Annotated in this window: 14 protein-coding genes and 1 tRNA gene; 10 read left to right on the forward strand and 5 right to left on the reverse strand. The window is 51.7% G+C overall.

The genetic code is table 11. The features are described from left to right. Positions 1–115: 115 nt before the first annotated feature. Positions 116–2,344 (reverse strand): glycogen debranching protein GlgX, encoded by a 2,229-nt coding sequence (gene glgX, locus EZJ44_RS06580; protein ID WP_241658621.1) that lies wholly within the window; start codon positions 2,342–2,344, stop codon positions 116–118. Positions 2,345–2,453: 109 nt separating this feature from the next. On the opposite strand from glgX, the gene mnmA reads away from it, so the two are divergent. Then, the gene (gene mnmA / locus EZJ44_RS06585; RefSeq protein WP_131281509.1) at positions 2,454–3,554 is read left to right on the forward strand and encodes a tRNA 2-thiouridine(34) synthase MnmA; all 1,101 of its coding nucleotides are present in this window, start codon (positions 2,454–2,456) and stop codon (positions 3,552–3,554) included. An 86-nt stretch (positions 3,555–3,640) separates the two neighbouring features. Here mnmA and EZJ44_RS06590 read toward each other — a convergent pair whose 3' ends face one another. Beyond that, entirely contained in the window at positions 3,641–3,898 is a 258-nt protein-coding gene (locus tag EZJ44_RS06590) for a mycoredoxin (RefSeq protein ID WP_131281511.1), read from the reverse strand. Positions 3,899–4,245: 347 nt separating this feature from the next. Between EZJ44_RS06590 and EZJ44_RS06595 the strand changes: the two genes are divergently transcribed. Continuing rightward, positions 4,246–6,252 carry an ATP-dependent DNA helicase UvrD2 gene (locus EZJ44_RS06595; protein WP_131281513.1) on the forward strand — a complete coding sequence of 669 codons (2,007 nt, stop codon included), beginning with the start codon at positions 4,246–4,248 and terminating at the stop codon, positions 6,250–6,252. On the opposite strand, the gene EZJ44_RS06600 is transcribed toward EZJ44_RS06595, so the two are convergent. Both EZJ44_RS06600 and EZJ44_RS06605 read right to left on the reverse strand, forming a co-directional pair. Then, on the reverse strand, positions 6,182–7,198 hold the full coding sequence (locus EZJ44_RS06600) for a hypothetical protein (protein WP_131281515.1): 1,017 nt from the start codon (positions 7,196–7,198) through the stop codon (positions 6,182–6,184). The genes EZJ44_RS06595 and EZJ44_RS06600 overlap by 71 nt on opposite strands. Before the next feature lie 364 nt (positions 7,199–7,562). After that, positions 7,563–9,128, reverse strand: coding sequence for a zinc-dependent metalloprotease (locus EZJ44_RS06605; RefSeq protein WP_241658622.1), 1,566 nt, complete (start codon positions 9,126–9,128; stop codon positions 7,563–7,565). A gap of 6 nt (positions 9,129–9,134) precedes the next feature. On the opposite strand from EZJ44_RS06605, the gene EZJ44_RS06610 reads away from it, so the two are divergent. Further along, positions 9,135–10,262, forward strand: coding sequence for a YlbL family protein (locus tag EZJ44_RS06610; protein WP_241658623.1), 1,128 nt, complete (start codon positions 9,135–9,137; stop codon positions 10,260–10,262). 61 nt (positions 10,263–10,323) lie between these two features. Here EZJ44_RS06610 and EZJ44_RS06615 read toward each other — a convergent pair whose 3' ends face one another. Then, entirely contained in the window at positions 10,324–11,010 is a 687-nt protein-coding gene (locus tag EZJ44_RS06615) for a PPA1309 family protein (protein WP_241658624.1), read from the reverse strand. 225 nt (positions 11,011–11,235) lie between these two features. On the opposite strand from EZJ44_RS06615, the gene EZJ44_RS06620 reads away from it, so the two are divergent. The 7 genes from EZJ44_RS06620 to EZJ44_RS06650 all read left to right on the forward strand — a co-directional run bounded on the left by EZJ44_RS06620 (position 11,236) and on the right by EZJ44_RS06650 (position 20,017). Beyond that, complete coding sequence (locus EZJ44_RS06620) at positions 11,236–14,358, forward strand: UPF0182 family membrane protein (protein ID WP_131281517.1); 3,123 nt, start codon at positions 11,236–11,238, stop codon at positions 14,356–14,358. Positions 14,359–14,434: 76 nt separating this feature from the next. Continuing rightward, positions 14,435–14,508: transfer RNA gene (locus EZJ44_RS06625), tRNA-Met, on the forward strand. Positions 14,509–14,839: 331 nt separating this feature from the next. Next, a complete protein-coding gene (locus EZJ44_RS06630; RefSeq protein ID WP_165496140.1) occupies positions 14,840–15,160 on the forward strand; it encodes an excisionase family DNA-binding protein in 321 nt (106 codons plus the stop codon). Between the two features lie 6 nt (positions 15,161–15,166). Continuing rightward, complete coding sequence (locus EZJ44_RS06635; protein WP_131281522.1) at positions 15,167–16,189, forward strand: helix-turn-helix domain-containing protein; 1,023 nt, start codon at positions 15,167–15,169, stop codon at positions 16,187–16,189. After that, positions 16,186–16,650 (forward strand): hypothetical protein, encoded by a 465-nt coding sequence (locus tag EZJ44_RS06640; protein ID WP_131281524.1) that lies wholly within the window; start codon positions 16,186–16,188, stop codon positions 16,648–16,650. The genes EZJ44_RS06635 and EZJ44_RS06640 overlap by 4 nt, the downstream gene beginning before the upstream one ends. Before the next feature lie 4 nt (positions 16,651–16,654). Continuing rightward, complete coding sequence (locus EZJ44_RS06645) at positions 16,655–17,647, forward strand: hypothetical protein (RefSeq protein WP_131281526.1); 993 nt, start codon at positions 16,655–16,657, stop codon at positions 17,645–17,647. A 180-nt stretch (positions 17,648–17,827) separates the two neighbouring features. Next, positions 17,828–20,017, forward strand: a complete 2,190-nt coding sequence (locus EZJ44_RS06650; RefSeq protein ID WP_131281528.1) for a VaFE repeat-containing surface-anchored protein — start codon at positions 17,828–17,830, stop codon at positions 20,015–20,017. The last annotated feature ends 230 nt before the right edge of the window (positions 20,018–20,247 follow it).

Below are 20,247 nucleotides of genomic sequence, written 5' to 3' on the forward strand. Positions count from 1 at the left end.
ACCGGCTTTGAGTGCGCGTGCGAAAATCAGGGTCTGCGTATCTGTGATCAGCGGCTGAGTACTTGTCATCAGCGTGTACGTGCCTGCCATTTGAAGCGACGCCTCAATATTATCTCTATGAGCTCTGTGACGTGGAAAAATACAGCCGCATTGAAAGCCATGGCATGAGGGCGGTGGATTCAGCAGCAAACGACGCAGCGCAGTGCGCTTCATTTGGCGATTCCCACACGGAATCCCACACGAGCTCATAAGATTGCCCGCGGCCATGCGGCGAAGTCACGTGAACGTCGTCGATAGACCCGTTGATTACCATCAGTGCGTCAACGTCCTCGCCTTTGCCCGAGCGCAACATCTGCAACGTGCGAATATTGGTGTCGAACCATTTGTAGTCTGCCATCGACGTGCCAGTGGCATCGAACCACTCTAAATCGCGAATCGAGTCGTTTTCGCTAACCTCACCAGTGTAGAACGCGGTTGGACGCAGCACCTGATGCTCGCGACGCAAAGAATTGAGATAAGACACCGTTTCGTAGAGATTGCGTGAATCGCCAGTGATTTCCCAGTCCATCCAAGAAATATCTGAGTTTTGGCAATACGCATTGTTATTACCGCGCTGGGTGCGCAGCGATTCGTCGCCTGCGTTAATCATTGGCGTACCTGCGCTGAGCAGGAGAGTTCCGAGTAGGTTACGGATGGAACGACGACGGGCGACGGCGATCTCGGACGTTGCGCTTACGCCGTCGTCCCCCTCGGAACCGTGGTTCCACGAGAGGTTGTTCGTAGTTCCGTCGCGATTGTCTTCGAGGTTTGCTTCGTTGTGTTTTTCGTTGTAGGAGACGAGGTCACGTACAGTAAAACCGTCGTGGGCAGTGACGAAATTTATCGAAGAATGGATACCGCGCCCGCCTGGGATCCGGCCGTGGCCGAAGAGATCAGCGGAACCAGAGAGGCGAGTGGCGATATCGCGCAGGTCGCAGCCTTGCCCGCCGGCGTGAATAGCGGCCGGCTCACACAGCCAAAAAGATCGGAGGGAATCGCGGAATCGATCATTCCAATCAGCTGTTGGAGAGGGGAAATTGCCAGTCTGCCAGCCGTTGATGCCCAGATCCCACGGCTCGTTAATGAGCTTGACCGAACGTAAAACTGGATCGGTAGCCATCGCCACGTAAAGAGGATGGTTGCGGTTGAAAGTGTCGCCCTCGCGGCTGAGAGTAGGGGCGAGGTCGAAACGGAATCCGTCAACGCCAATACATTCCACCCAATAGCGCAAAGAATCGAGCGTGAGCTGCACGACTGCTTGCCGGCGGAAATCAAAAGAATTGCCACAGCCTGTGGTGTCTTTGAACCTGCCCGGCTGACGTGAATCATGACGGTAGTAGGCGGTGGAATCGATGCCTCGCCAGCTCAGCGTAGGTCCATCGACTCCGGCCTCACACGTGTGGTTGTAGACGACGTCAAGAATAACCTCGATGCCGGCGTCGTGCAGCAGGGAAACCATGCCTTTGACCTCGTCGATCACGCCTGAGGGGCCAGCATTGCGATTTGCCTCAGTGGCGTAGCTTGGCTCGGGCGCAAAATATGAGAGCGTATTGTAGCCCCAATAGTTTTCCAGACCTTTTCGGGTGAGGAATGGTTCGGAAAATTTTGCCTGGATTGGCAGCAATTCTATCGTGGTGATTCCAAGCCCTTTAAGGTATCGAATCGTTTCAGGATGGGCAACTCCTGCATAAGTGCCGCGCAGATGTGCCGGAATATCTGGCAAACAACGAGTTAGGCCTACCACATGAGCTTCATAGATCACTGTTTGATCCCATGGCACGTGCGGACGGCGAATGGGATGGTGTGCCTCGTGAGTGACCATTCCGAGGGCGCAATAGGGTGCAGAATCCAGAGTGCAGGCGAGATTGCCGGGCAACGGTGCGAAATTCTCATCCACCTGATGCGAAAAGATTGCTTGATGGAGCTGCGGATTTTGGGCAAAAGCTCGTGCGTACGGGTCAAGTAGAACCTTGGCGGGGTTGTGACGCATTCCGGCATCGGGATCCCAGCGGCCGTACACTCGGAAACCGTAGGCTTGACCAGCGTCAATTCCGGCTACATGTCCATGCCAATTCCCATGTAGAGCGCGGTGTAGTTGGAAACGGCGCTCGTGCCATTCGTTTCCGCGGCGGTCAAAAAAGCAAATATCCACGCGATTTGCATGCCCTGCATGCAGGCAAATATCCACGCCGTCGTCCACCCGCTGCACGCCGAAGCGCGGTGCAGGTGAGTGCGGCGTTTCACTCCACGGGGCGTCGTATTCAACGAACTGCGGCGCGGATGGCGGAAAAATCGGTGAAGTCACGCATAATATTGTGGCAGTTTTGGGCTATTTTCCGAAATTGTGAACGAATGTCGAGTGTCACGTTGTTCTTGCTGCTGTAATTGCCAGGGCAAGCCTTTACACTGTGAGGGTGAAGATTCTTGCAGCAATGTCTGGTGGTGTTGATTCGTCCGTGGCGACGGCGCGAATGGTGGAACAAGGGCACGACGTGACGGGCGTGTACCTCGCGTTACACGCAAACCTTGCGTCCGACGTCGTACCCGATGGTCCGATTGCGGGGTGCGGCAATCCACGCGACAGGCTCGATGCCCAAAAGGTGGCGGATAAACTCGGTATTGAATTCCAAACATGGGACTACGCCGAAGTGTTCTCCAAGCTGGTAATAGATTATTTTCTCGACGCTTACCAGCAGGGACACACTCCGAATCCCTGCGTGCATTGCAATGAGCACGTGAAATTTGCGGTTCTGCATCAATTCGCCGCTGAGCACGGTTTCGACGGTGTGATCAGCGGGCATTATGCCTCAGTGGTGCATGGCACTGAATCTGCCAGCGGTTTTACGCAGCTGCATCGGGCGCGTTTTCGAGCGAAGGATCAGTCTTATGTGCTTTCCGCAGTGGGGCTTGAGGCGCTTTCCAAATCGTATTTTCCGCTTGGCGATGTTGCTTCGAAAGAAGCGGTTCGAGAAGAAGCGATCCGGCGCAATTTGGGCACAGGGGAGAAACCGGATTCTTACGATATTTGTTTTATTCCAGACGGCGATACCCGCGGTTTCATTGAAGCGCGCCTAGGTAAACAAGCTGGAGAGATTCGCGACGAACATGGAAACGTGGTGGGGGAGCACTCTGGTATCTATGGTTATACAATCGGCCAGCGCAAAGGCCTAGGTCTTGATCGGTCAATGCAAGGTAAGGAACCCAAGTTCGTCATTGACGTGGACGCGCGTTCGAATACGGTTACTGTTGGGCCACAAGAGCTGCTAGCGGTACGTAAAATCACTGGTAATCAAGCTAATTGGCTCGCACCCGATATTTCCGACGACGTTGTGGAGGCTTTCGTGCAGGTGCGGGCACCTGGACGTGAGATTCCGGCGTCGATACGGCGTGAAGCCGATGTTATGCACATTGACCTGCACGAAGAAGTTCGCGGGCTACCACGCGGGCAATCAGTAGTGGTGTATCGCGATGACCGAGTACTGGGAAGGGCTTTGGTTGCGCAAACCGGTCGCTAGAGTTGAGCAATCAGTAATGCGCGGTAAGTAGGAAGCAAGTACTCGCCTTATCGGGATTATTGGATTACCTGTGTGCGGTAATTGCCTCAACTGCCAGAATACTCGCTGAGCTTGGATTCTACCTCTGCCGCACGCGGATTAGTAAGCGTGCTCGAATCCCAAAACTCCACAGTGGGAACGATGCGGTCGCCGCCATTTACCTCGGCAACTCTATCGGCTGCCTGTGGATCTGCTTCGATATCGACTTCGCGATATGCAATGCCTTTTGCATCGAGCTGCTTCTTGAGGTTCTTGCAGTAGCCACACCACGTGGTTGTGTATATCGTGAGAAGTTCTTGAGCCATACTTTTATCTTAAACGTCGTATAGGAGCGATGCCTTGCTCAGACGCTGGGAGCGAAATTCGTTTGGGTGTCGGACGATGAATAAAATTGCAGGTAAAAAAGGAAGATTTGGAGCGTGTATGACGACGGTTGGGAAGCGGCAACGAAAATAGGCAGGAGCCCTGTGCCACACTAGACTATAGGAAGAGCGCAGGAGCTATCTTGCAGTTTTCCATCTGACTTGAGCGATTTGCAGGCGGCTTGGGCGATGGGTTATTGGCAAGATAGCAGTTAGAGCTTTGGTAGATAGTGGAGAGCAGTGGCCGACGCAGTAATTGACATGCACGAGACAAGAGAGGAGCGCTGATAGTGGATTATAACGGTGAATTATTGCGCGATCTAGACCCTGAGCAACGCGCCGTCGCAACCTCACTTCATGGTCCGATGTGCGTACTCGCTGGTGCAGGTACTGGAAAAACGCGTGCCATTACCTACCGAATTGCTCATGGTGTACATTCGGGAGTTTATGATCCGCGCAATGTTTTGGCAGTTACCTTCACTAGCCGTGCTGCGGGAGAGATGCGAGCGCGGCTACGCGATTTGGGTGTGCCCGACGTCGAAGCACAGACTTTCCATGCTGCGGCTCTTTATCAACTGCGATTCTTTTGGCCGAATGCGATTGGCGGGCGTCTGCCGGAGATCAAGGAACACAAGCTTCCATTTGTATCCCAAGCTGCTGCGCAACTCGGTATGCCAACTGATCGTGGGAGTTTGAAAGATCTCACCGAGGAAATTGAGTGGTCAAAGGTATCGTTGATCGCTCCACAGGATTATGCAGCTCGTGCGGTAGAACAGGGGCGCATAAATATTGCTGACCAGTCGCCCGAGGATATTGCGCGGCTCATAAGTGCCTACGAAGAGGTCAAACAAGAACGAAATATTATTGATTTCGAAGATGCGATCTTGATCCTCATCGGTATTATGCGCGACCGTGGCGATATTACCAGTCGGATTCGTAATCGTTTTCGGCATTTTGTGGTGGACGAATATCAGGACGTATCGCCAATGCAGCATAGGCTGTTGCAGTTGTGGCTAGGGGATCGCAAAGATCTGTGTGTGGTTGGTGATGTATCGCAGACGATTTACTCTTTTACTGGAGCTCGATCTTCGTACTTGTCGGAATTCTCGAAAGAGTTTCCGCAGGCTACAACTGTTAAACTCAATCGCAATTATCGGTCCACGCCGCAAATCGTGGAGTTGGCAAATTCGACTATTTCCCACGATCAACTTGCTGGGGCAGTTTATCTCAACTCGATGTTGCCTTCTGGACGCCCGGTTGAGTTTTCAACATACGCTGATGATGCCGATGAAGCAGCGCAGATTGCTGGAAAAATATTGACCTTGCGCAGCGAAGGAAAAGATCTCAGCGATATTGCAGTTCTCTATCGAACCAACGCGCAATCTGCCCAGATCGAAAACGCGCTGTCGCAAGCTGGTATTTCGTATGCTCTCAAAGGGTCTGAGCGGTTCTTCAACCGGCGCGAGGTTCGAGAAGCAATGGTCGCCTTACGTGCTGCTGCGCGTGTTACAGAACGGAGCGCGCTTCCAGAAATTGTGGAAAGTACGTTGAAAGCCATGGGCTGGAGACCAACTGCACCGGAACAGATGGGCAGCGCTCGCGAACGTTGGGAATCGCTTCGGGCGTTACTCAACTTGGCAGAGGAAATGTGGGATGCGCGCAAGGCTACCGTTCGTGATTTTGTGCTAGAGCTTGAGGAAAGGTCACAGCTGCAAAATGTTCCAACCGTCAATTCTGTAACGTTGTCGTCTTTGCATGCGGCAAAGGGCTTGGAATGGCCGATTGTTTTCCTCATTGGTATGAGCGAGGGCCTTATGCCGATTTCCTTAGCAAATTCTGCCGAAAAAATCCGTGAAGAACGTCGATTGCTATACGTTGGTCTTACCCGTGCACAAGAAGAACTGCACATTTCCTATGCTCATGGCAATGGGAATCGTGGCAAGCGAAAGATATCGAGATTTCTCGACGAGGAATGGCCACAACCTTTATCTCTCTCGACTCAGAAGCGTAAGCAAGCCAAGCTTAGCCATGAGAATTTTGCTCATGAGCATCCCGACGATGTTCCACTTCTCGAAGAACTTAAACAGTGGCGGCAAATGGTAAGCGAAGAGGTAGGTAAACCAGCATTCGTGATTCTTCACGATGCAACGCTTATGCAGATCGCTGTGTGCAAGCCTCGCAGCCTCGAAGAACTAGGAAAAATTAAAGGGATTGGAAATACCAAGCTCATGAAGTATGGTTTGGCGATTTTGTCGATTGTTGATCCTGAGTCGGCTCGGCGTCGTGATCGGTATTAGGGCTAGCGCAATCACAACTCGGATGCACGTCTATGGCTGTGAGCTGTGGAGGTGCTGGTGAAGGTGGTATGAGCCAACGGGCGTGAGTGATTGAGCACTTAAATCCGTCGACAATATTCAAAATTTCCCGTACCGCTAAGCTCTGGGCAAGCAGGAACGTGCTCATTTCGGGAATAACGGGACGCCCCGCACAAGCTTGGGAAGCAAAATAAGACCAACGAGCATCGGCATCGAGCCGTTCAAGATATACACAGGTTCCGCACGGACTTCGATGTGGAATCGAAATTGGTCCTACATAAACATCCACTTCCTCGGTGACTGCCTGAAAAACAGGGATGCCGCGCGCCAAATACTTTCCAACTGCCAATGGGTCTACACAGTGTGAACCTGTCATAACAACAAGATGCGGTGGCTTCTGCGCACCCAGAGCGATATGCGGGCTGATCTCGCGGCCAACAGTAGTTAGCGCTTGGGCTCGTGGCAAACCAAGATATTCGCTGCGCACACTTGGTAAGTCAAACTCACCGACTCTCTGTGTATCGGCAGTCGTGATTGTTCCGATACCTGCGCGAACTAATTCAATAGCAATACCGAATCCGAGTGCATCAAGATTTGGTACGCATATCCGGATTGCTTTGCGGTGTTTTGGCAGTGCATGGCGCAGTCGCCACCAAGCATCACCGTCTGGCGTGTATGGTCGATCAGAATCTAGTAGGCCCGCGCGGTCAAGATTTGCAAGTATTTCGTGAGTGCGTTGCGCCGTCATTCCTTTGCTCACAGCGAGCTCTTTGAGATCGGAAGCGGTGTGTGGAACTGTCAGTGAATCTACGAATTCCATTTCTGGGGGCGTGAGATTTTTCAGTTCGACGCCTAGGCGTGGATCTAAACCGATTTGTGCTGACTTTGGTGACCACCAATATACGCCTAGTCCATTGTTAATGTGCATCGTCAACATCCTTGTTGGGTGAGGTGGGAGAGTGAATGCGTGGGTACGCTATTCGGATTCATTTGTGTTGCCATTTTCTGGGTTGGCTCTCACGTACCCTGCCAGATAACCAACCCTGGAAATCGCAATATGTGTTACTAACCAAGATATGCCGATTTGAAAATGCTTGGTGGTGGGTTTCCACAGCTGTGGAAACCCACCACCAAGCAGTCGCTGAATTTGGTATATTGGATTATTTATCGGTTGTTTTTCTTGATTAACAATACAAGCCGAAATATGAGTGGGGTGTTGCGAGACAGTCCTCGCAACACCCCACTTGGCTCCGTTTTAGCCCGAATTCCTTTATAGAACTCTTGCTCTTTGCTTATTCTTTGTCTGTGTCCTTTTCAGAATCGCCAAATTTTGGTTCGTGAGGGATATCCGATTGATCAGTAGAAGAATCATCTGAATCACTGAACAAATTAGCAAGGAAAGAATCAAGCTCTACCTCAATATCAGACGACGTTTGGGTAACGAAGAATTCCTCGGGATTGTTGAGCACCTCAGAGCTTGGGAGCAAATCTGGATGCGCCCACAAGGCATCGCGATCTTGGGCACCCAGCTTGTCTAATGCAAGTTGCCAGAACTTTGCAGCGTCGCGAATTTGCCGAGGCACAAGCTGCATTCCCAACTGTGTTTCCCACACGTGTTTTGCTGGATTATTGGTGGCAGACCGGCGCGTGAACATTTCACGCAATGGAACTGCATTGGGAAGGTGAGGTGCCACAGCGCGTGCCGAAATCTCCGAAATCCAACCCTCCACAAGTGAAATGAGGTGTTCAAGTCGAGCAAGTGCATCTGCCTGAGTTTCACTAAGATCAAGCGAGAAGACGCCACTGAGGTCGATCTCTTGCATTGAGGTAGGATCGTCCATCGGCAAATCACGCAGCTGTTCCTCAATAGCCTCGGTGTTGATCGTGATTCCTTGGGCGAATTCTGCCACGGTGTCGAGCACTCGCGCCCGCAACCACGGCACCCGGGTGTAGAGCCGCGCCGCCGCTGCTTCGCGCACTGCCACATAAGCCAGCACTTCAGAGTATTCAATGTCTAGCTCTTGCGCGAAACCGAGAATATTCGACGGTACCAAGGCAGCCGAGGAGCCTTCCATCAAAGGCAGACCAGTATCGGTAGTGCCGAAGGAAGCAGTGGCTAACTCGGCGAGAGCAGCACCGTACTGAACACCGAGCATTGACGCAAGTACCTTGCCCATTATTTGTGCCGGATCGCCAAAAATGCCCTGCATCTCCGGTGGCATGTGCTCAACCTGTACTTCAAAAGATTCCGAAACTGCCCGCGCAATATTCGCGCCCACTGGGTCAAAAAGTCGCTTGAAGGTAGGTAAGGAATGTGCCACCCAATCGAGACGCATCCATGCCATATTAGGACCGGTAGTTGGATCAAGTTCGCATGCGGCGTCGAGCCACAGAGAAGCGGTGCGTAGAGCGTTACGCGCGGCATCGCCGTCGGCAGCTGTGAGCTGATCGAGGTGCTTCGCCGCAATTGTTTCTCGCGCAACTTGCTCTGCAATGTTCCAGTTCACAGCGCCGTCTCCCGACGAACCAAGCAAATCTTGGATCTGCTGGCTGATAACCGTGAAATCCTGCCCGTTGAACACGTGGGCCATTTGGGCATTAGGATCGACACCCTCTTGCTCAAACGCACGCACAACTTCTTGAGCTGCTTCTTCGCCCAAGATAGCACGAAGCATTTGTTCGAAATTGTTCGGATCTGGGGTGCCGTTCGGTTCTTGACTCATGTATCCTCCTACATCTACACCAAGCGTAGCCGTATCGCGCCGCGAGTAACAAGAAATCACGATCAGCACATGGCGAACGTGATTGTAGCCATTTTGGCAGGCGTAACCCAGCAAATTCACAGAAAAACGTGACATCATATTGTGGTGCAGTTGAAACTACCTAAAACCTCAAACCAAAAAACGCGGATACAGTATTCGGGAACGTTGTTCGTGCTTCTGTTGCTTATTGCCAGCGCTGTGCCCTCTGGGTACGTGGTTGAGGGGACTGGGCCAGCGCTCGATGTTAACTCAAAAGTTGAAGGTCAGCCATTAGTTTCAGTCAGTGACGTCCAGACGTATCCCAGCGATACCAAACTTTTTATGACTACCGTGAGCGCCTACGGGAATGCCGACGCCGGAGCGCCAGTTGCGCAGGCAGTAACAGCGCTTTTCCGCAAAGATTTGCAGATATTACCGCTTCGCGTGATGTTTCCGGACAATCTCAGCTCTGAGGACGTCAAGAAACAAAACCAAATGGCGATGACGTCGTCGCAGGACACGGCGGCGCTTGTGGCTTTCGAGATGGCGGGATACCCCGTTTCGATGACCTTGAAAGTCGCTGGTGTGAGCAAGGACTTTCCCTCAGGGAAGAAATTGCAACCTGGAGACGTTATCAAAGCCATCAAATTAAGCAGCGAAAATGACTATCACAGCATTTCGAGCTTCAAACAACTGGCATCCTTTTTAGATGCTACGAAACCCAATACCGAAGTTACCATGCGCCTTGAGCGAAATGGAAAGCAAGTTGACGAAAGCTTCACCACCGTTGCACACCAAAAAGATGCCAATGGCTGGGTAGCTCCGGGGTCGATTCTGGGAGTGCTCATAGACGTGCAAGACGTTAAGATCCCCGGAAAAGTGAAGTATATCGTTGAAGGTATCGGTGGGCCGAGCGCCGGGATGATGTTCACGTTGGGGATTTATGACCAGCTCACTAAGGAATCGCTGGGCGGAAAAGCCGCAATAGCGGGTACTGGAACAATCGCGTGGAACGGCAACGTTGGGCCTATTGGTGGCATCGAACATAAACTTCAGGGCGCTGCAGAACACGGTGCCACTGATTTTATTGCTCCCGCAGAAAACTGCCGTGAGACCATTGGTTATGAGCCGCAGGGTATGAATGTGTGGGCGGTTCGCACTATTGACGAGGCGCGCACTGTTGTGGAGAGTGTGAAATCCGGCGACACAAGTAAGCTCACCTCATGCCGTGACCTGCTGGAACACAAGTAGCGTCACTGCATAACGGGTAATTATTGTGGCGAATTAGTGCGTTTGCGAGAAGATTGCGCGATTACTCGAAAGTCATTTTGAGCGCTTCGCTCAGCCCTTGTACGAGCTCGCTTCCGGATAGCACCATGTCGTCGGCGTCGTGGTCTTTCATACGGATCGCGCTCCACGTTTCACCAGAGCGTAAGACGGCGGCAACCATCCGTACGTCTTGACGATCGGGATGCGATTGGAGAACTTTTTGTGCCTCGACTTCATCTTCTGGGAGATTTACCTCCGCGGATGGAGGCAAGACGATGCGCTCAACCGAAATCGCTGCTCCATCAACTTCTTCAGGCCACATGATCTGGCCGAGAAGCTCGTTCAAAGAATCAGCTTTAGGTAGATCTTCTTGTTCAACTGAGAAGAGTGTGTCGGGATCAGAAATTGACTCTGCCTTAACATCAGCGGGCAGTTCTTCGGCGAGTGCAGGATTCAAGTCAAGGGCTGCACGGGCTTTCACAAGGGCAAAAAGTCGGATTGGGCCGTCCCAGCCGCCACCGGCAACATGTTTTTCAATTTCTAATGTGGCATTACGAAGAGCTTGCGATGCAGTCATAGGAAGTATTGTTCCATAAGTTTGCCGATACTGCTCCTTTAGGAGCCTGCGCGGGCAGGCGACGATGGGCGCGGACAGACGCGGGCATACGTGGGCAAGATGCGGGCGGGTGCGGATCAGCGTGAGTTGGCGTGGGTCAGCATAGATCAGCATGGGTCAGCACGGTGTAGGCAGGTGCAAGCCCTCAAGCTGTTGTTATGCCCGTGTAGTGTAGATTCGCCCAAAGCATGATGGACGGGAAGAGTTCACGTAAGGGGTGCTTTGCGGTGCCAAGTTCTGATACGGTTTTATGTGACTATATATGCCCAACATCGTGCAGAAACACCGGTGGGCAGAAGAACAATATTATGACGAGGTTTTGGATTGTCTACTTCACAAATGCCACCTAACAAGCCGGCAGATGGAAAGCCTAAAGCACACAAGCGTAAAGGCGGTGCCGGTGGCGCTTTCTTGCCGACGCTTGCAATTTTGGGCGTGATCCTTGCAGTCACCGTAGTGTTTGCATCATTTTGGACCGAACTCAAATGGTTTGAACAAATTGAGGCTGCTCGCGTGTTCTGGACGCAATACGGCGCTTGGCTCGTGTTGGCGGGAGTGGGAGCTGTTGTTTTCTCGCTGATTGTGGCGGTGAACTTCCGAATTGCGATGGGTGGAAAATTTGGGAAGGAAGCGGTTCCCTTTGTCGAGCCGTTGCTCGTTCCAGTCACGCCGCAAGTAAAAATCAACCAAATCGCGCGCGGTAAACCGTGGTTATCGCTGGTAGTCGCTCCGCTCGTGGCAGGTATTCTAGCTGGCACAACGCTTGGGGCTGACTGGCGGTCGTTCTTGTTGTGGCTCAACGCTACGCCATTTAACCAAAAAGACCCAGAGTTTGGCTTGGACATCTCGTTCTACGTGTTCAGTTTGCCGGTATTGCACCTGTTATTGAGATACTACTTCATGCTCCTAGCGGTGTCTTTGCTCGCTGCAATGGTTGGTTACTGGATCAATTCTGATATTTCCAGTGTGAAAGGTAAGCTTCGTATTTCCAAGAAAGCGCAAGTTCATGCAGGTGTTCTAGCTGCTCTCGCTGCATTTGGCATCGCGGCGTCGTTCTGGCTATCGCGCTATGACCTGCTCCTTGGAAACAATGACCGCTTCTCAGGAGCGAACTTCACCGATATCAATGCTTCGAAACCAGGACTCACGATCCTTGCAATCTCGGTGTTGCTGGTCGGAGTGCTGTTTGCTGTGGCGGCCTTCCGACGTACCTGGAAGCTCGCCGTCGTCGGCGTTGTTTCAACAGTGACGGCAGGTTTGGTGTTGACGAGTTTGTACCCAGTGTTGCTCCAAAACTTCAAGGTTAATCCCAATGCTGCGGAGCTAGAGTCGGAATTTATCCAGCGAAATATTGATGCCACGCTCAAGGCATATGGGCTGGACGAGGTGGAAACTCAACAGTACGCGGCACGAACCGATGCCACGCCAGGACAGTTGCGCCAAGACTCGCAAACCGCGGCGCAGATCCGACTGCTTGATCCAAATATTGTGTCGCCGTCGTTCAACCAGCTACAACAAAACCGGCAGTACTATGAGTTTTTGCCGCAGCTTTCGGTAGATCGCTACCGGATCAACGGAGAAATGCGTGACACCGTGATCTCGGTGCGAGAACTCAACCTCGAAGGCCTGGACGATTCGCGTCGTTCCTGGGTGAACGATCATACCGTTTTCACGCACGGTTTCGGTGTAGCTGCTGCATACGGAAACACGGCGACGCCGAAGGGTGACCCTGCGTTCTGGGAGGCGGGTATTCCGTCGTCGGGAGAAATTGGGGAGTATGAATCGCGCGTTTATTTCGGGCAAAAATCACCTGATTACTCGATCGTTGGTGCACCTAAGGGTGCGACTCCGTGGGAGTTGGACTACCCAGACGATTCAGCGCCAAACGGGCAGGTAAATACCACGTACAAGGGCGACGGTGGTCCGCAGATTTCCAATGCTTTTGCGAAATTGATGTTCGCGATTCGATTCCGCTCAACGGAGTTGTTCTTCTCTGACCGCGTGACTTCGCAATCGCAGATTCTGTTCGACCGTGACCCGCGTAAACGCGTGGCAAAGGTGGCGCCGTATCTGACTCTTGATTCGAAGGTGATCCCCGCCGTCGTCGATATGGATAACGATCCAAAGACTCCAAAGGAACTCGTGTGGATCATTGACGGCTACACTACGTCGAATAATTATCCGTACTCGGCGCGTGAAACACTCAATGAGCTCACTGCTGATGCCCGCACCAAGCAAAATGTAGTTGGTCAGATTCCGTCTCAGATCAATTATATTCGCAATTCGGTGAAGGCCGTTGTGAATGCCTACGACGGAAAAGTGACGCTGTATCAATGGGATCAGAAGGATCCGATTATCAACGCTTGGAAGAATATTTTCCCTGGGCAGGTAACACCGCTTGAACAGATGCCGGGCGATCTGATTGCACACGTGCGTTATCCTGAGGATTTGTTTAAAGTGCAGCGTGGTTTGCTGGCGCGCTACCACGTAAAGGACGCGAAGTCGTTCTACTCCGGTGGTGATTTCTGGCAGGTTCCGCGCGAACCAACTGTGGATAACGAGGACAAAAAAGCGCCGAACCAGCCGCCATATTACTTGACCTTGCAAATGCCGGGTCAGCAGCAGGCTTCGTTCTCGCTGACCACGTCTTATATTCCAGGTGGTAACACAAACCGCAATGTGATGACGGGCTTCTTAGCAGCAGATTCGAATGCTGGGCATGAGACTGGCAAGATTGCTGATTCTTATGGCAAGTTGAGATTGCTTGAGGCGCCGCGTGATTTGACGGTTTCGGGACCAGGCCAGGCCGAGAATGCGATGCTGACGAGTCCAGATGTGTCGACGGCGTTGAACTTGTTGCGTCGTGGCGGTACAGAAGTGATGGAAGGCAATTTGCTTTCGCTGCCGATTGGTGGAGGCTTGCTGTACGTGCAGCCTATTTATGTGCAGGCGGCGACCGGTACGAAGTACCCCACATTGCAGTATGTATTGGCCATGTTCGGTGACAAGGTGGGCTTCGCGCCGACCCTCGACGCCGCGCTTGACAAGGTGTTTGGTGGCGATTCCGGTGTAAGTGCTGGCGACGCCGCAATCAAGGGCGCCAAGACGGCGCCGATTCCATCGGATGGTTCGCACGATAACGCCGCTGGAAATGCGGCTGGCGCTGCTGGAGCTGCGGGCGCGGACAAGGCTGGCGGAAGCGCTGGTGACAAGACTGGAGGAAGTGCGGCGACGCCGTCGCCTGCTCCCGGTGCAGCTGGCGGCTCAGGATCGGGCGGCTCAGGATCGGTCGGTACCCCGCAGGAGAAACTGGACGCTGCTTTGAAGAAGGCCGAGCAGGCTATTTCTGAGAGCGATACCGCTCGCAGAAATGGAGACTGGGGCGCGTATGGAACCGCTCAAAACAAGCTGGCTGATGCGATTAAGGAAGCGATGGAAGCACAGAAAGCAATGGGGAAGTAGTTGCTGATACGTGAGCAAAGGCACCCTCTCTCACCTTGATAGTTGTGGGGAGTGCCGTCTAAGGTAGAAGTACCGACGCGGGGTGGAGCAGTTCGGTAGCTCGCCGGGCTCATAACCCGGAGGTCGCAGGTTCAAATCCTGTCCCCGCAACTAAACCAGAATCCCTGGACTCGAAAGAGTCTGGGGATTTTGCTTTCTCCAGCTCAACGGTTTCGTTCGGCAATAGGTCTTCAATGTCTAAGTCGAGAAAAGCAGCAGTTCTCACTAAGTCAATGGCAGACCAAGCTACATGTCCTGAAATCTTTCGTGAAACAACTGGCTTTTTTAAGCCAAGATAGTTTGCAAGATCCATTTGCATAAGTCCACGTCGGCGCAGCCATATAGACACACGCTCGCCAATGATCTCATTGATACTCATGGTTGAAATATAGCTGTCATTCATCACTGTCATGAGTCAAATATACACAATCGGTTTGTTTTGGTGCAACTGATTTTAGTTGACAAACATGGTTTTGCGAAATATATTCGTCTCAGTAAGTTATTTAAAATAAACTGGCTTGAGGAAAAGAAATTGAAACATGATCTCTTATCTCCATCCGAAGTCGCGGAGATTCTAAACGTTACGCGCCAGACTGTGACGCGTTGGTGTTCAGTCGGGCGAGTATCTTATATCGTTTTGCCTTCTGGTCAGTTTCGTATTCCACGTGACGAGGTAGAGAAGATTCTTACCCCGGTGGTGCCGTCTGCTTCTTCTGCTGATGAAGCGTTTGAAGATGTTCCTTTGTTTCGAGAGAATGGGTGACCGATAATGTCGGTTAAGGCAATGTCGTGGGTATTTACCCTAGAAGAGCTTCCTGCTAGTGAAACGCTTGTTTTGCTAGCTTTGGCCGATGCTGCGAATGATGAGGGGCTTGCTTGGCCGTCCCAGGCAACACTTGCTCCTAAAGCACGCTGCAGTGAGCGTTCTTTGCGTCGCCATGTTCAGTTTCTAAAAGATCATGGATTGATTGATGTGCGGGTACGTAGTGGTCAGTCAGGGCGCAAATCGAATATTTACCAGCTGCATGTTGGTGTTGAGTTTTCGTTGCAAAATAACCAACCGGCCATTTTGTCCGGTTGCGAAACTCCTGTGGATAACTTTGAAGCAGCGTCTTGTCATGAAGTTGTGGATAACCCGAGTTTGTCTAGGGAAATAACCAATCGGCCAAAATGGCCGGTTGCGGACGGTGAAGGTTCGCAACCGGACACAGGTGGCCGGTCGCAACCGGACACTAGTGACCTCTTGGTTCCTTATATAGATTTAGAACCATCAATAGAACCACCAACCATACCAAGCCAGGCATCTGTGGATAACTTTTCTGGTGTGGGTGGTGTGGATGATCCTGCCCCACAGGTGACAGATGTTGATTGGAATTTGATCCAGTCGGCGTTACCGCAAACGTATGTTGCTCTGCTTGGGCGTGGTGGAGCTCGATCTGCTGCGCAGATCTTGTACGGCGCTCTTGCTCAAGGTTGGACGGTTGGCGCGATTCGACGAAAGCTGGATGCTAACGCGATTCCGGCGTCAGTGCGCAATGGGACTGGTTTAGTGCTTTTCCGGCTTCGTGAAGCGGTTGAGTGCCCTCCACCGCCGAAACCAGGGGATGAGAAGCGCGAACGAGTCAATCGGTATAGCCAGCGCCTACAGGCCATCATTGACGGTACTTCTGGACTTCCTGAACGGGAACAGTTTCTCGAAGCACACGCAATCGCTTCCTCGTTTGAAGGCCAAATCTTGTTGAGCGATCTTTGTTATCAAGCACTTGCGATTGTTGACGGGAGAAAACAGTGATGCATACTCATTATTCTTCACCGGCGCAAGGGGTATTCCTGCCTACCAACTTGGTCAAAGACGCAAAGCTATCTTATTTCGATCTCGGAATCTTATCGGTTCTTCTCGCAGCAACGCAACGAGAAAACGTTGGATACCGCGAGCTGGCTAAACGCGGAATGAATGAAAACATGATCCGTCAAAGCCTAACGCGGCTGACGAAGCAAGGTTTGTTTTTCCGGTTCGCATACATGCGTGAAGGAAAAGAATTCTATGTCTCGATGGCGTCAAATTTTCCAATCACCACCACAAAAGCAAAAGAAATCTTGGTAGCGAGAATTGCTTATGATGGCAACGGTTTTATACCGGAGCTATCTGATATTAATGATAGTGAACATAACAGTCTTCCGGTTGAGAAACCTTCCATCGACGGAAACTCTGCAATCATTCTCAACCGGATCCCACGTAAGAAAGTCGGTTAATCCCATGAACGCACTCAAAGAAAAAATCACAGCCCTTTCCACGAAAACCAAGATCATTATTATCGCTGGCATCGGCATCACGCTTACTCTATCCGGGATACTCATCAATTGGCAGACGAACCGTGCTGAATATGATCGAGCATGGAAGGCTTATTCGGATGCACGCGGTGAGAATAAAAAGCTCATGGATGCTGCAGCGAAACAGATCGAAGAATGCAAAGTAAACGCTTTGCCAGGTTATGACGACTGCCTACCTATCTCGTCAGCGATGAGGAAAGTTGAGAAACTTCCTATCCTTGACAACGGTGAGGAACTCGATGCTGTGAATGCTGGCACGGACGCTTTGACCGCGATGAATGCTGAGGTGAAAAAGGCAACCAGTGAAGCACACGCGGGCGTGAAAAATTCTGCGCTTTTATGGAAGAACAGCAATCTCAAACCAGAGATTAAATGGTCGAACGAGGCTGTGGAGCGTAACCGTAAACTCATCAGTGAGTCTGATGGGAAAGTTAGCGATCCGGGGCTGCGTAATAATCTTGCTGCGAAAACGGATGCGTTAGAGAAACTGACCAAAGAGATCGAAGCAAAGTATGACTCGATGCTTGCTGCGGAAGCCAAGGACGAATACGCGGCTTTACATCAAGCCTATAACGAGGCTAAAGCGGCTGAAGACGCACTCAAAGCCGCAATGACACCGCCAGTGAACCTTTTACAGCCAGCCGTGCAACCGACCGTATCAAAGCAGATAACTCCTTCTGTACCGAGTAAGTCGTCGGCTCCTGCCCGCAAAGCTGGTGGAACGAAAACTGGTGGAACAACGTCCACTGGTTCAGGAACGTCGTCTGGTGGAACCACGGCTCCTTCAGCACCAGCGACCGGCGGTGGAACATCGACCGGTGGTTCGACTGGTGGACAGAACGGCTGGGTGGAAACCGGAAGCGAAGACCAATGTTTGAAGTTTGATACTCAGGGAAATTCTTGGTCTGTTCCGTGTTGATAGTTGTCCGTTAGTGATAGCGGTTTGGCGTCAGGGAAACAGGAGAGGTTTTCGGCGCTACTTTCTCAATAACCAATTGATTGGAGAACAAAATTGAACTCTCATGTTAAACGAGGGGGACGCACGTTCGCGGTCTTCGCAGCGTGCCTCGCCTTGCTAGGCAGCTATGGGGCAACCCACGTGCCTACTGCTCATGCTGCTGTTTCTGCTACTGATCCGAAAGGATTAGGCCGTATCGGCTACGAAATCGGTAGCGGTTCCCAGCTTATCTGGCTCGGTACCCAAGTACCAGGAACACAAACCGGTGGACTAGTCGCTTATTGTATCCAAGGCGGTAAGCCTGCTCCGGCATCGGCAGATCAGGTAATCAGCGTGGCAACGCTGGATACATCGACGCCACGAGTATCAGGTTTGGAACTCACCACACCACAGATGGCATACTTGCTCGATAAATATAAGGATTCGAAAGATCCCGCCGTGCAGTCCGCACTTTCTTTGCTGGTACACGCAAACTTCGAAGAAGACTCAACCGGTTCAACGGTCTATTCTGATCCGTCTGCACAAAACGTCGTCAGCGATATCTTAAAGATTGTGCGTGCCAATGCTCCACAAATCGAGACCCAGGCACAAGCCTACGTGGCAGAAGCCAAAGCCAGTGCCGCAGTAGGCTACCAACCGGGTGGAGTCACCGGAGACACTTTACGTAAAGGCGACGTTCACGGAATTGGTGTAACAAACCAAGCCGGAACCTATATTTCTGGTATTCCAATGACTGTGACTCTGACAGGTCCGGCGAAGTTTGACGCAACCGGTTCACAAACATGGACAGGAAGCAGCCAATCAACCCCAATGACATTGAGCTGGAGCGCAACAGGCAACGGTACTGTTGACGGAATCATTAAGTACAAAGGTTCTCGTAAGACATTGACGAAGCTGGTTAATGGTACGGTTCAAGACACGCTTACGTATGGTAACCCAGGCGTTGGCGATCCAGAGGAAACTCTTGTTGCATTACCTTCGTGGACTGTGACTTATGATTTTCAGCCGATGGGTACGTCCCAGCTTGCGAAGATCAGTGACACTGGCTCGTTCACAGACACCTTCGATGCGGTTTCTGACCCTTCCTATGGTGGGGGCAAATGGCTCAACCTGGACGGAACTCAAACTCCCGTGCCAGTAATCTACACGGCTACCGCTTACTACGTTGGTGATACTCCGCCAGCACAGTCCGGTACTGTTCCTGCAGGTGCTACCAAGATCGGCAGTGTTGATGTGGTTGCGAAGGGCCCAGGAAAACTTACAGCTACTTTCAAAGCTGACAAGTCTGGGTTCGCAACCGTCGTATGGAGCGTTACTAAATCGGCGCAGCCGGCTGATGTGCAGCCCTATATTCACGCTGATTGGGCAGACGCTTACGGTATTCATGCTGAGACCACGTCCTACCGTCGCTCGGTTGAGATCGACTCAACAATGACGATTCGTGAAACCAAGTCGGGCACCTATCTCGTCGATGATCTGTTTGTTACAGGATTTCCGGCTGATCACCCAGATTTCGCGGGGGATGGCTACTTCGTAGCCGATCAAAAGGTAATGAAACAGTCGTTGTTGTTCTTCCCGGAAGGCCAGCCAGTTACTGAAGCTAACAAGGCTAATGCGGAAGTGATTGCGACTGTTGATGTTCCTGCGAAGAACGGGTTCTATGCAAGCGTTGGTGCAACCGATTTCAAGGTTAAACAAGACGCTGCAGGTAACATTCCAGGAACATACGTGTTCGTTACCTCGTTCGCTGGTGATGATCGTGTAAAGCCGTTCACGTCCAGTGTTGAGGATAAGCATGAGCAGTTTGCAATTACACGGACAATGCCGAAGCTGCAGACCACAGCTACCGACACAGTGGATGGTGATAAGCAGATCAAGGCTGAGCCTAACCAGTCGATTACTGACAAGGTGTGTGATGTGAACAAGACTCTTATTCCTGGCAAGGAATACGAGATTGTCACTACCTTGTACTTGCAAGACGGGACACCGTTGCTGGGAGAGGATGGTAAGCCCGTGACTGTCACAAGCAAGTTCACGCCGAAAACGGCTGATGAGTGTGCGAACGTGACGATCCGTTTTGACGCATCGAAGCTTGCGGGCAAGAGCGTCGTCGTCTTTGAGGACGTGAAACGCGACGGTCAAACTATCGCTACCCATCACGATGTGAATGATAAGGCTCAAACCGTGAGTGTTGTTGAAACACCAAAGCCAGTAGCACACGCTGCTTTGGCGATCACCGGTTCATCAATGCCATTTGTTGGTGCAGCATCCGGGTCACTTCTAGCCCTGGGCTTAGGTTTACTCAAGCTACGCCGCAAACAGCTGGCGTAAAGGTGAGCACCGACCAAAAACAATAAATCGGGAAATTTGATTGTTTAAGGTCGGTGCCCGCTGACGGGGGACACAGATAAAGTGTCCAATCTCGAACTGTGTTCCCCGTCTTTCTCTCCTCCTCCATATTGATTTTTTAGCCAGTCACAGGCTGGCCTTACCAACACGAAAGAAGATTCGCCATGAAACGTCGCTTCATGACATCCACTATTTTAACCACAGCGGTAACG

Source organism: Arcanobacterium bovis (assembly GCF_004331995.1).
Classification (GTDB): Bacteria; Actinomycetota; Actinomycetes; order Actinomycetales; family Actinomycetaceae; genus Arcanobacterium_A; species Arcanobacterium_A bovis.